Below are 12,515 nucleotides of genomic sequence, written 5' to 3' on the forward strand. Positions count from 1 at the left end.
AGTGGGAGGGGGTTGTTTTCCGGTAGACATGCGCTCGTGGCGACGTTACCCGGAAGCCGTATTGTGCTGTTGCCGTTTACGATGCGGTAGTACCATCGCGTGGCTAGCTGTGTCGCAAAATAGGGAACGCTAAATTGGATATCGAAGAACTGCAGACATTCGTAGAGGTCGCCGATGCGGGAGGAGTTTCGCCTGCTGCGCTGCGGCTGGGCGTGGCCAAATCGATCGTCAGTCGCCGGCTCGCCCGCCTTGAAGCGGAGCTTGGCATCCAGCTGCTTGTACGATCCACCCGCGCGACCGCCCTCACAGAAGCCGGGATCACCTTCCGGGACTATGCCGCCAGAGTCTGCGCCGAGATCGACATCGCCAAGGAAACGATCCTGCCCGCCGGAGACCTTCGCGGTCGTCTGCGAGTCGCCGCGCCACTCACTTTCGGCCCGACGCACTTTGCTCCCGTCATCGCGGAAATGGCGCAACGCCACCCCCAGCTTCACATCCAGACCAGCTACAGTGATCGCTTCGTTGATCTCATTGCCGAGGGTTTCGATTGTGCGATACGGGTCGGCTATCTACAGGACTCCAACTTGATCGCAAGACGTATCGGCCCGATCTATGGAAAGCTCGTCGCAAGTCCCGGCTATATCAAGGCGCATGGATCACCTGAGACACCGGACGAGCTCGCTGCCCATTCTGCCCTCATGCAAGGCACCGAAACCTGGCAATTCAAGGACGGCGACAAGATCATCACGGCGCGTCCGCAGGGGCGCTTTCAGGCCGACAACGGGACCGCGCTAGTCGCCGCTGCGACGGCGGGACTCGGGATCGCGTACCTGCCCGATTGCCTTACCTATGAACATGTGAACTCCGGGGCGCTCGTACCGATCATGACGCGCTATCCCCCTCCCCCGGCGGCTGCCTATGTCGTCCGCCCGTCAGGTCAGCATCCCGCACGAAAGATACGAGCCCTCACCGAATTGCTGATCGAATATTTCGATCAGTCCCCGCACTTTGCAAGGACAGTCCCTGTCACTGTCGCTGCCTGACGACAACATTGATCACCAGATAGAGCGTCGACCGACGGTCGGCGCCTGTACCTGTCGCTTACCTCAATCGCTTGCGCGGTGACCCAGCGGCGATCAGCTCGGCCATGTAGGTTCAGCCTGCCGATAGACATCATTTATTGTTTCTATTATTATTGAATTATGGAAACGTCAAACGCTGTCGCCGCGCTCGCGGCCCTCGCCCAAGAATCGCGCCTCGCGGTGTTCCGGCTACTTATTCAGGCCGGCCCCACCGGCATGGCCGCTGGCAAGATCAGCGAGGCGGCCGGCATCCCGCCCTCTTCGCTGTCCTTTCACCTGAAAGAGCTCGCCCACGCGGACATGGTCACCTCGCGGCAAGAAGGCCGCTTCGTGATCTACGCGGCGAATTTCTCGACCGCCGCCGACCTGGTGGCATTCCTCACAGAAAACTGCTGCGACGGGCAGGCGTGCGACCTGCCTTGCACCACGGACGCGGCAAAGGTACCAGCATGAGACTTCGCCATCTTTCCGACCCTGACGTCCTGCCGGCCCTGGACAAGTCCTTTGCTATCAAACGCCCGGCGCTCGACCTGACGGACGATGCCCAGCCGGTTCGTATCCTGCTGCTGTATGGCTCGCTTCGCCCCCGCTCGTTCTCGCGACTGGCCGTTGAGGAGGCCGCACGGCTGCTGCAATTCTTCGGTGCGGAAACGCGCATCTTCGATCCGTCGGACCTGCCGCTGCCCGACCAGATACAAAACGATGATCACCCGGCCGTCAAAGAATTGCGGGCCCTATCCGAGTGGTCAGAGGGACAGGTCTGGTGCAGCCCGGAACGCCACGGCCAGATCACTGGCGTCATGAAAGCGCAGATTGACCATTTGCCGCTTGAAATGGCCGGCGTGCGACCGACGCAAGGCCGCACCCTGGCCGTGATGCAGGTGTCCGGCGGCTCGCAGAGTTTCAACGCCGTGAACACCCTGCGCCTACTCGGTCGCTGGATGCGGATGTTCACCATCCCGAACCAATCCAGTGTCGCCAAGGCGTACCAAGAATTCGACGAGGCGGGCCGCATGAAGCCCTCGCCCTATTACGACCGAATCGCCGACGTGATGGAAGAACTGATGCGCTTTACGGTACTGTTGCGGCCGCACCGCGAAGCCCTGACAGACCGCTATTCCGAACGCAAAGCGGCAGGCCGCATCATCGACCAGGACACCGATCTCTCATCCATTGCTATTGCTCCTCAACCCCAGCTCGAAAGCCAAGCGCAATGACCGAAAAAACCTATCACCCTCGCATCCACCGTACCCCCAAATGAGCACGGGCACGCAGGCCATCGCCGCGACGTCGCGCCAGGCCTCTATGAGTGGGTTCGAGCGATACCTGACGCTGTGGGTAGCTCTGTGCATCGTCGTCGGCGTGGCGCTCGGCCAAGGCCTGCCTGATGTGTTCCACTCCATCGGTCGCATGGAAGTGGCCCAGGTCAATTTGCCGGTGGGCATGCTGATTTGGGTAATGATCATCCCGATGCTGGTCAAGATCGACTTCGGGGCACTGCACCAGGTCAAGGAACACTGGCGCGGCATCGGTGTCACGCTGTTCGTGAATTGGGCCGTCAAGCCATTCTCGATGGCCCTGCTGGGGTGGCTCTTCATCCGGCATGTGTTCGCGCCCTTTCTGCCAGCCGAGCAACTAGACAGCTACATCGCGGGCCTGATCTTGCTAGCCGCTGCGCCCTGCACAGCAATGGTATTCGTGTGGAGCCGGCTTACCAACGGCGACCCGCTTTTCACGCTCTCGCAAGTCGCCTTGAACGACGCCATCATGATCGTCGCCTTTGCCCCCATTGTCGGACTGCTATTGGGCATCTCCTCGATCTCGGTGCCCTGGGACACGCTGCTGATTTCAGTCGTGCTCTACATCATCGTGCCGGTGATTCTGGCGCAGCTCTGGCGACGGTATCTGCTCAAGCAAGGGCAGGCAGCCTTTGATCGCGCCATGCAAACAATCGGGCCGTGGTCGATCATTGCACTGCTGCTGACGCTGATTCTGCTATTCGCCTTTCAGGGCGAGGCCATTATCCAGCAGCCGCTGGTGATCGCCATGTTGGCCGTGCCAATCCTGATTCAAGTGCTCTTCAATTCCGGGCTGGCTTACTGGTTGAGCAAGCGGGTCGGCGAAAAGCACAACATCGCTTGTCCCGCGGCGCTGATCGGCGCCAGCAACTTCTTCGAGCTGGCCGTGGCAGCCGCCATTAGCTTGTTCGGTCTGCACTCCGGCGCGGCGCTGGCAACCGTGGTCGGCGTCCTGGTCGAAGTGCCCGTCATGCTCTTGGTCGTACGCGTCGTGAACCGCTCTAAAGACTGGTACGAACGAAGCTGAACGATCCCCCGCTACGTTCTATCAGCCACCTTCCGGTAGCTTGGCGATGACCTTGATTTCGAACTGAAAGCCAGACAGCCAGGTGACACCAATCGCGGTTGCGGTCGGATACGGCGCCTCGCCCCAGTATTCCGCGGCCACAGCCCAGGCGCGTTCGAAATGGGTGTCCGGGTCCACCATGAACACTGTCACGTCGATGACATCGCTGAAACTGCAGCCGGCCGCAGCGAGGATAGCGTTGAGATTCTGGAACGCGAGGCGCACCTGGTCATCAAGTTCCGGCTCGGGCGAACCATCGGCCCTGCTACCGACCTGGCCGGACACGAACAGCAGGCCATTGGCGCGGATCGCGGGAGAATAGCGGTGCAGCTCGTACAGAGCATGGCGTTCGGGCGGGGTAACAACGTCACGGGTGGTCATAAGGCGTACTCTTTAGGAAAAGCGGTTGGAGAGGTAGCCATTATGGGATTGCGCCAGTCACGGATAAACCCGCAGTTCGCACAATCACTGTTTGCATTAGCCAAACAATAGAATGCCGGTTCGTATCTGTCAGTTCTTGGCAATTTGGCTTTTACGCTTTTGCATCCATGCATCGCGTACGAATGTGTACTCGTCCAATGCCTCGGCACGCATCTTGTCCAAGGGCAAAGCAGCAGACCGCATGCTACCAATCTGGACGACCTTGAGGGCAATGCTCACTCCCTGATTGTCGATGTACCCCGTAGGGTTCAATGGGCTGTCTCCAAACCCGCTGACGAAATCTCGCACCGTCTTGGGTCCATAAAGCGGTACGACAAAGTACCTGGAGTCGTCCCACCCCCAGCTAGCGAATGTCTGGCCGAGGTCCTCATCGGCGCGATCAAGCTCCCACTCGCTAGCCGGGTCGAACATACCGCCGACTCCGGCAGTAGTGTTGATCACAAAGCGTCCCAGCGTTGTGGCGGCCCCGACGGGTTGCCCTTGCAACAACTGATTCACCAGGGTCCGTGGCTCTTTCAGATTCGAAAAGAAGGACGTAACCCTGCGCTGCACAACGTCTGGCACCACCGTGTCATACGCCACGCCGACGGGGCGAACGAGGTATTTGTCAAATTTGGTATTGAACGAGTACATCAAACGGTTATAACCTTCCCATGGGTCGTTGACCTTCGTGTCGTAGTCACCTTCAACATCCTCTTCAGCGCCAGTAGGGAAATCGGCAAGTGCGACCACGTCCCCGGCAGACGAGATCGACGCGCTATCCGCGAACGCGATCAAGCCGTTGCCAACCGCCTGATTCCCGTTGGATACATCCAGGCTGGCGGTTTCGTCGGGCGTCTCGCTACGAAAGTCGCGGCGTTCTTTTGACGAATCTGCCACGGCCGACGGTGCATCTATCGGCGCGAGACCAAACGCCTCCGCCGTAGATTGCGACACGGGTAGAGAGGAAGCGGATGGGGTCTTAACAGTGCTGCTGCATGCGCTTGTGCCCACCGTGATCGCCGCGAGTACGAGGAATTGAATTGCCTTCATTTTTTGAACTCCCACGCCGAAAGCAGGGGCGCCCTTCGGCGAATGAGGTAAAAGAGAAATCGTTAAGGCAGAAGCGACAGACGCCGCCAACGACCAACGACATTTGAGTGGCGTGCCTACAAGCACAAGCTTGTGAGATCGGATACTACCGATGCGGTTTTAAGCGCTTTTTAGCGTTTTTAAGAATTCTTCACGAGTTAGATCGCCGTCTGAAAAAATCCAGGAAAAACAACTCGCACCGTGAGCCCACGTCCATCCAGTCCAGTATCGACTTTGATCGATGCGTTGTGCGACTTGGCAATGCTGGCGACCAATGACAGGCCGATCCCGCTACCGCGCACCTTCGTCCCTGCGGCGCGATAGAAGCGCTCGAAAATAGCTTCGCGCTCAGCGGCGGCGACGCCTGGGCCGTCGTCGGATACCTCCAGGTAAACATCGGGCGTCATACCGGGTTTTGCATCGGCAACATAACCGCAACACACGAGCACAACACCTTCGTCCGAGGTGTATCTCATGGCGTTGTGCAGCAGGTTACGCAGCAGGATTCCGATCTCGTCGATATCGCATTCAATGATGCAGGAGCGCACATCCAGGTACAGCGATCGTCGATTCTGGCTGGCGTATACCTCGACTTCCTGCGCGACGTGCTCCACAAGCTTTCTCAGATCGGCATGCGCACGTTTGGGTGCCTTGGTGCCAGCGTTGATTCTCGCCAGGTCAAGCAATTGCTCGGAAAGCCGGGTGCTGCGTTCGGCCACAACAAGCAGTTTCTTCAAGGCGGCGTCTTTGCCCTTGAGCTCTGTCGAGTTCAGGGCGATCTCCGCTTGTGCGTGCACGGCCGACAGCGGTGTGCGTAGTTCATGGGCCGCCTCCCCTATGAATCGCCGCTCACCCTCGACGGCTTTGTCGAGTTGCAGAAGGAGATCGTTGAACGAGGCGACAAAAGGATGCAGCTCCGTTGGCAGGTCATGCAGCGGTAAAGGTGTGAAATCGAAGCTGTGCCGATGGCGCATGCTTGCACTCATGGCGCGCACGGGCTTGAAGGTCCTCTTTGTCACGAACCCCATGATGACACCGACAATAAGAAGAAGCACTGTAGCCACGATGAGTACATGCCCCGCCACGTCGCGCATGTCCGCGTCCACGACGTCTTGAGGGTTGCCGGCCTGGACGGTCACTCGCCCGGTCTTGTCCGATACAGAGTAGACACGCCACTTCTTACCTTCGATGACCGTCGACGTCAAACCATCGGTAAAGTCTGGTTTGAATGGTGACGTCGGTGCGCCAGGCGTGGCGACGAACAATCGATGACGATCGATCCATATCTGGAAGACCAGCAATTCGAGGTCAACATCAGGCGGATCACGCAGTTGCAAGCCTGGCCCCGCTCGCTCTGCAAAGCTGCTGTCGGCCGGGATCGTCAACAAGAGCTGGGTAGCAATGGTGGCCAGTTCCTTGTCAGAGGTGCTGGTCTGATTCAGAGAGAACTGCATAAAAACGACCCCGACCACGGCGATCCAACTCAACACAATGGTTGAGACGACCACGACGATCAGCCGTGTGTTCAACGATCGCGGTTTCATGCCGTTGGCCGACCGATGACATATCCCAACCCATGAACGGTCCGAATCAAATCGCCTCCAAGCTTGCGACGCAGTTGGTGGATAAACACGGCGATGGTGTTGCTTTCCACGCCGCTGGCGCCGCCATAGACCATATCCTCCAAATGATCGCGCGTCACTACGTGGCCTGGACGTTCCAGTAACGCCAACAGTGTGCGGTACTCATGCGCACTGAGGGTGACATCGACACCCGCCTTACTGACAACCCCGCGGGCTCGATCAACCTGAACGTCTCCATGCGTGGATATCGGGACGACACGCCCCTGGCTGCGGCGAATGACCGACCGCACGCGCGCCCAAAGCTCGTCGAACTGAAATGGCTTGATCAGGTAATCGTCCGCGCCAGCATCCAGCCCGGAAATCCGCTCGCTCAACTGACCTCGGGCAGTCAGGATCAGCACCGGCGTAGAGTCATAGTGGTTACGCATGGAGCGCAGCACCGTCAAGCCGGAATCGCCGGGAAGCCCCAGATCCAGTAGTACGGCGGCATAGACGTGATCTGTCAGGGCCGTGCGTGCCGCGTGCGCATCGCCAACGTGGTCGATGCTCCATCCGCTCTGGCGTGCGCCATCGCAAATGCTCTCTCCCAACATGGGATCATCTTCTACCAGAAGAAGGTGCATATGATGTCAGTCCGTTGAGCTAAGCCTGGTTTTCTTCTCTCATCATGGACGAATCGTTTTAGTATTTTATTAAGATCCAGGAAAAGAATATCCGAATCGCCTCCTCCCTCATGGTGTCCATCTATCCAGTGCATAGCTTTCATCACCTGATTTCTCGATCCGGCATTTATTTGTCTCGCAACGCCAAGACGTCAAGATTCAATGACGAATGATCCGCTTGGGTATTGGGCGCACATGAACGCCACGAAAGCGCGAACCTTGGGACTCTGCAACCGGCGAGAGGTGTGCAGAACCCAAAGTTCAACTTCGTCGCCAACCATTCCCCACGTCACTAATTCGCCCTTTTCCAGGAGCTTCCCGATGATGGATTGGGGCAGCATCGCCGCCCCCGCGCCAGCGGCAATCGCATCGCGGACGGTCAGGAGCGAAGACAGACGTAAAACAGGCTGTGGTTCAACGGTCAGTCGACCATCACGGACAGACCAAACATCTCCATCGCGATAGGTCGGCATGACGACTGCCGGAACCGGGACGGGCTTAATGCGCCGCCCCTTCGGCATATCAACAGAAGGGGCGGCGGCAAGGACCAGCCTGTCTTTGGCAAAGCACCTGCCGACCAATGAGCTGTCCTTGCGTGGATTGATCCGAATGGCAACATCGAAGTGTTCGTCAACGAGATCGACGGAACGATCCTCCGCTGCGACCTCGATCTGCACTTCGGGATAAATGGCCACGAACTGAGCAGCAAGCCGTCCCAATGCCAACTGCCCAAACAAAAGAGGCGCCGCGATACGTAGACGGCCACGCGGCGTCGCAAGGCCATCCCGTGCCGCCGCGACTGCTTCGGCAACCTCGAACATCGGCCCCTCCGTTCTGCTCAGTAACAGCTGGCCGGCTTCGGTCAACTCCAGGCTACGGGCGCCTCGCTCCATCAGCCGAATGCCCAGTGCCTCCTCAAGATCAGCGACACGACGCGACAAGGTTGCTTTAGACCGGCCGCTGGCGCGGCTGGCTCTACCAAAGCCACCGTGAGCGGCTACGAGTTGGAAATCCTCAAGCGCGTTGAGATCCATGATGTCTCATATTTGATACAAACAGTCTATATTTTAGAGTCTTTGTTTTGAACATGGAACCCATTATCGTTTGGTCATACGCAACCCACACCCCAAAGGAATAATCGTCATGACCATTCTCGTTACCGGTGCTACCGGCACTATTGGCGGCCACGTCGTCGAACAGCTTGTAAAGCGCGGCGCCGATGTTCGCGCCCTCGTCCGCGATCCCTCGAAGGCCAGCTTCCCGAAAGGCGTCGGCGTCGTCCAGGGCGACCTGCTCGACGTCGACTCGCTGCGCAGCGCCTTCTCAGGCGTCTCCACGCTGTTCCTGCTCAACGCAGTGGTGCCCGACGAATACACCCAGGCATTGATCGCGCTTAATGTCGCCCGTGAAGCCGGCATCGAGCGAATCGTCTACCTATCCGTCATTCACAGCGACCGTTACGTGAACGTGCCGCACTTTGCGGGCAAATTCGGTGTTGAACGCATGATCGAACAGATGGGGCTCAACGCCACCATCCTGCGCCCGGCTTACTTCATGAATAACGATCTCACCATCACAGACGTGGTGACTGAATATGGCATCTACCCAATGCCGATCGGCAGCAAAGGACTCGCCATGATCGACGCGCGCGACATCGGCGAGATCGCGGCCCTCGAACTCATCCGCCGCGAACAAGCCGCCACGCCTCTTCCCCTAGAGCAAATCAATCTCGTTGGACCTGACACGCTGACCGGCACGAATGTCGCCGCGATCTGGACGGAGGTTCTGGGTCGCCCGATCGCCTATCCGGGTGATGACACTGCCGGATTCGAGCAAAACCTCCGACAGTTCATGCCGAGCTGGATGGCTTTCGATATGCGCCTGATGAGCGAGCGTTTCCTCACTGAGGGCATGATTCCTGACGCCGGCGATGTCGAGCGCTTGACCGTGCTACTGGGTCGCCCCCTTCGCTCCTATCGCGACTTTGCCTCTGAGGTCGCGAAGCCAATTGCGGCGTCGTGAAGTAACGATCATGGATAATCCCCGACGCGGAATAGGATTCGGCCAGCCGCGCTCGGGCGTGGGAATCAGGGATGTTCTGCCGTCAGCGCGCAAGAAAACGTGCCAGGCCGGCCTTGGCCTCCTCACAGGTGAATGCGCGCTGGCCCAACGCTGCCTCGCGCGCAAAAGCCTCTTGAAAAGAAAGATGTCCCAGGGTCAAGGCCGCCTCCTTGATGACCGAGATGGCAATCTTGCCTTTCCTGGCGATGCCTTTGGCGTAGGCTAACGCGAGCTGCGCCAGTTCATCCGCGGGCACGACCCGGTTCAGCAAACCCATTTCCGCCAGCCGGCTGGCCGGAAAGCGCTCAGCCGTCATCATCAGCTCCATGGCAAAGGCGTAGGGAATCTGGCGTGTCAACCTGACCAACGTACCGCCAGCGGGAGTGAACCCCAGCGAGGCTTCGGGCAGCGAGAAAACCGCCGTGTCGGCAGCCACGCGGATATCGGCAGCCAACATGATCTCGAAGCCGCCGCCCATGCACAGACCATTGATGGCCGCCACCACAGGTTTGTAGAAGTTGGCTTGCTTCAGATGTGCGCCATCCCATTCTGAAATATCGAAGCGCCCTTGCGCCAATGCCGGTATCGATTCCGTCAGGTCCGCGCCCACACAAAACGCACGATCCCCAGCGCCGGTCAACAAGATGACCCGCACATCGGTGTCATCGTTGGCGCATACAAAGGCCTGTGCCAACTGCTCATACATCGCCAGCGTCAGCGCATTGAGTTTCTCTGGGCGGTTAACGCAGATATGCGCAATCTGCTCGCGCACCTCATAGCTGATGCTCATCAGATCACTCCTTCTGCAGACAGGCGCTCCAGTTCGTCGCCGCTCAGGCCCGCCCATTGACTGAATACCAGTGCATTGTGTTCACCAAAGGACGGTGCGGATCCCGACGCGTTAACCGGCGTTTTTGAGAGTTTCATAGGACTACCGAATGCTTTTACCTGCACACCATCCATAGCCACGGACACGAACATCTCGCGCGCGGCCAGATGAGGATCCTGCACGACTTCGGCCATGGTTTTGATCGGCGTGAGCGGAATCACATCTCCAGCCATTGCCTCCAGCTCGGCCTTGGTCCGATCCGCGCACCATCGACTGACAATGGGTGCCACGCGGCGCTCATACACCTGCGGATCAAAGCGTTTTTCCATGGAATCGATCTCGGTATCCGCACTCAGTTCGGGCTCGCCAAAAATCTTGCAGGCCTCGTGCCAGAATTTGTCGGTATAGGCGCCGAAAAACACAAAGCCATCCTTGCAGGCAAGCTGACCGTAGGGGCGTACGAAGGGGTGGTCATTTCCCAAGGGTTCGGCAACGATCTGGTCGACGGTGTAGTTAACCACCGCATGTTCGGTGAGCGTCACCACGGAATCCTGCTGGGCAACATCCACGAGTTGCCCCTCGCCGGTTTCCCTGGCGTGCATGACGGCAGCCAGCGCCGCAATGGTGGCATAAAATGAGGCCGACAGGTCGCCGATGATGGTGCCCACCCGCACGGGCGGCCGCCCTTTTTCGCCATTGAATGACCACAACCCGCCGGTTGCCTGTGCGCTGTTGTCGTACGCGGGGCGCTGGGAATGAGGTCCTGTCTGTCCGAACCCGCTAATGGAGACATAGACCAAGCCTGGATTGTTCTCTTTTAGCGTCTCGTAATCCAGCCCTATTCGCGCCATGGCGCCAGGGCGGAAGTTCTCCACCAGCATGTCGGCCTTGCCTATCAGTTTGCGCAGCAAGGCCTGGCCTTCGCTGGTTTTAAGATTAATGCTAATGCCCAATTTGTGCCGGTTGTACTGTGCAAAAAAAGCACTGGCCCTGCCAGTTTCTCCCTTCACAAAAGGCGGAAAACTACGCACGTAGTCAGGCTCGGCCGGGTTCTCGACCTTGATCACGGTGGCCCCAAGATCGGCCAACATCATGGTGCAGTATGGGCCCGCCACTACCCGCGTGACATCAATGACAACCAGCCCTCTCAAAGGACCGTCGCCCAGGGGCAGCCCTGCCTCTTCAGCATTCATTCATTTACTCCCGATTGCCCATGGCACAGGAGCCATGGTCGTTTTTCCTCGACGCGCGAACTCAATCCGCGAATGCGTCATCGCCCATCATGCCGTCAGCGCCATATCCATCGGCGGCGGGTTATGCAAAACATCCAGGCGATCCGCCGTCACGTAGCCACGCTCGATATAAAGCGTGGAACTCTGTACCTCCTCAAGCAGAGAGGCGTTCGACTCAGTGATCACCACGCAAAGGTGGGGATGCGATTGGCGCAAGGCCCTGAGCGAATCTCCATACTGCCTTGCCACGACAGGCGCCAGGCCCTGGAAGGGTTCGTCCAGCAGCACAAACCGCGTTCCCACCATCAGTGCTCGCGCCAGCGCAACCATCTTTCCCTGCCCGCCCGATAGCGCAGCGCCCGAGCGCGGCAACATCGGCTTGAGCTGCGGCATCGCTGCAAGGACCGTCTCTATTCGTTGTGCAATTTCTCGCTTGGACACATGCTGCACTTCGCAAGGCAACGCCATGTTCTGGACCACGCTCAAGGTGGGAAAGATGACCCTGTCTTCGGGCGCATAGCCAAACCCTGCCGCAGCACGCAGGTATACGGGTTCGGTTCCGATGTCCCGGCCGTCAAGCAACAGTTGGCCCGATGTCAGCTTCACTAGCCCCATGATGCTGCGCAACAGCGTCGTTTTGCCTGCGCCATTGCGGCCGACCACCGCAACGGTCTCGCCTTCTGGCAAGATGATGTCCACATTGCGCAGCACCGTGTTGCCGGCCAGGTCGACACGCACAGACTTGATATGCAGGCTCATCTCAACGCTCTCCCAGTACTTCGCGACGAATGATCGGATCGCTGAATACCGCATGCGGCGTGCCATCGGCTGCCACCTTCCCATCAATCCATGCCGCTGCCCGCGTGGCATAAGCCAGCACGATGTCAATGTCGTGCTCAACAAACCAACTGGTGACATTGCGCTCGCTCAATGCAGCCATGATGGTGCGCATCACCGCGTGTTTGTCCTCTGAGGCCACGCCGCTGGTCGGCTCGTCCATGATCATCAGCCGGGGTTCCAGCATCAGCGCAATGGCCACATCCAGCAGCTTGCGATGCCCTTCCGGCAAAACAGTCACCGGATCATTTCGGTAGGGTTTCAGTTCGACCAGCGCCAGCATTTCAGCGACCGCATTGCCATTGGCGTTTTGCGTCAGCGGTACCCAGCGGGAAATCTTGCGGTCGCGCGCG

At 58.7% G+C, this 12,515-nt stretch carries 14 protein-coding genes; 5 read left to right on the forward strand and 9 right to left on the reverse strand.

The window, feature by feature from the left end:
* Positions 1-134: 134 nt before the first annotated feature.
* The 4 genes from ACNAZS_RS02530 to arsB all read left to right on the forward strand — a co-directional run bounded on the left by ACNAZS_RS02530 (position 135) and on the right by arsB (position 3,407).
* A complete protein-coding gene (locus tag ACNAZS_RS02530; RefSeq protein ID WP_415785822.1) occupies positions 135-1,043 on the forward strand; it encodes a LysR family transcriptional regulator in 909 nt (302 codons plus the stop codon).
* Positions 1,044-1,202: 159 nt separating this feature from the next.
* Positions 1,203-1,535, forward strand: coding sequence for an ArsR/SmtB family transcription factor (locus ACNAZS_RS02535; RefSeq protein WP_415785824.1), 333 nt, complete (start codon positions 1,203-1,205; stop codon positions 1,533-1,535).
* Positions 1,532-2,299, forward strand: a complete 768-nt coding sequence (arsH, locus tag ACNAZS_RS02540) for an arsenical resistance protein ArsH (protein ID WP_415785826.1) — start codon at positions 1,532-1,534, stop codon at positions 2,297-2,299. Before ACNAZS_RS02535 ends, arsH begins: the two co-directional genes overlap by 4 nt.
* A gap of 40 nt (positions 2,300-2,339) precedes the next feature.
* Positions 2,340-3,407, forward strand: coding sequence for an ACR3 family arsenite efflux transporter (gene arsB / locus ACNAZS_RS02545; protein ID WP_415785828.1), 1,068 nt, complete (start codon positions 2,340-2,342; stop codon positions 3,405-3,407).
* 21 nt (positions 3,408-3,428) lie between these two features.
* On the opposite strand, the gene ACNAZS_RS02550 is transcribed toward arsB, so the two are convergent.
* The 5 genes from ACNAZS_RS02550 to ACNAZS_RS02570 all read right to left on the reverse strand — a co-directional run bounded on the left by ACNAZS_RS02550 (position 3,429) and on the right by ACNAZS_RS02570 (position 8,237).
* The gene (locus ACNAZS_RS02550; protein ID WP_415785830.1) at positions 3,429-3,827 is read right to left on the reverse strand and encodes a RidA family protein; all 399 of its coding nucleotides are present in this window, start codon (positions 3,825-3,827) and stop codon (positions 3,429-3,431) included.
* 129 nt (positions 3,828-3,956) lie between these two features.
* On the reverse strand, positions 3,957-4,919 hold the full coding sequence (locus ACNAZS_RS02555; RefSeq protein ID WP_415785832.1) for an MlaA family lipoprotein: 963 nt from the start codon (positions 4,917-4,919) through the stop codon (positions 3,957-3,959).
* A 197-nt stretch (positions 4,920-5,116) separates the two neighbouring features.
* Positions 5,117-6,502, reverse strand: coding sequence for a sensor histidine kinase (locus ACNAZS_RS02560; RefSeq protein ID WP_415785834.1), 1,386 nt, complete (start codon positions 6,500-6,502; stop codon positions 5,117-5,119).
* The gene (locus tag ACNAZS_RS02565) at positions 6,499-7,164 is read right to left on the reverse strand and encodes a response regulator transcription factor (RefSeq protein ID WP_415785836.1); all 666 of its coding nucleotides are present in this window, start codon (positions 7,162-7,164) and stop codon (positions 6,499-6,501) included. Before ACNAZS_RS02565 ends, ACNAZS_RS02560 begins: the two co-directional genes overlap by 4 nt.
* 191 nt (positions 7,165-7,355) lie before the next feature.
* Positions 7,356-8,237, reverse strand: coding sequence for a LysR family transcriptional regulator (locus ACNAZS_RS02570; RefSeq protein ID WP_415785838.1), 882 nt, complete (start codon positions 8,235-8,237; stop codon positions 7,356-7,358).
* A 109-nt stretch (positions 8,238-8,346) separates the two neighbouring features.
* Between ACNAZS_RS02570 and ACNAZS_RS02575 the strand changes: the two genes are divergently transcribed.
* Positions 8,347-9,225, forward strand: coding sequence for an NmrA/HSCARG family protein (locus ACNAZS_RS02575; RefSeq protein ID WP_415785840.1), 879 nt, complete (start codon positions 8,347-8,349; stop codon positions 9,223-9,225).
* An 82-nt stretch (positions 9,226-9,307) separates the two neighbouring features.
* Here ACNAZS_RS02575 and ACNAZS_RS02580 read toward each other — a convergent pair whose 3' ends face one another.
* The 4 genes from ACNAZS_RS02580 to ACNAZS_RS02595 form a co-directional block, all read right to left on the reverse strand.
* Positions 9,308-10,054, reverse strand: a complete 747-nt coding sequence (locus ACNAZS_RS02580; protein WP_415785842.1) for an enoyl-CoA hydratase/isomerase family protein — start codon at positions 10,052-10,054, stop codon at positions 9,308-9,310.
* Positions 10,054-11,286 (reverse strand): CaiB/BaiF CoA transferase family protein, encoded by a 1,233-nt coding sequence (locus ACNAZS_RS02585; protein ID WP_415785844.1) that lies wholly within the window; start codon positions 11,284-11,286, stop codon positions 10,054-10,056. Before ACNAZS_RS02585 ends, ACNAZS_RS02580 begins: the two co-directional genes overlap by 1 nt.
* Positions 11,287-11,373: 87 nt before the next feature.
* A complete protein-coding gene (locus ACNAZS_RS02590) occupies positions 11,374-12,084 on the reverse strand; it encodes an ABC transporter ATP-binding protein (RefSeq protein WP_415785846.1) in 711 nt (236 codons plus the stop codon).
* A 1-nt stretch (position 12,085) separates the two neighbouring features.
* The coding region (locus ACNAZS_RS02595; RefSeq protein ID WP_415785848.1) for an ATP-binding cassette domain-containing protein at positions 12,086-12,515 on the reverse strand (430 nt) is incomplete at its 5' end.

The sequence above is a fragment of the Bordetella tumulicola genome, assembly GCF_965138755.1.
Taxonomy (GTDB): domain Bacteria; phylum Pseudomonadota; class Gammaproteobacteria; order Burkholderiales; family Burkholderiaceae_B; genus Bordetella_A; species Bordetella_A tumulicola.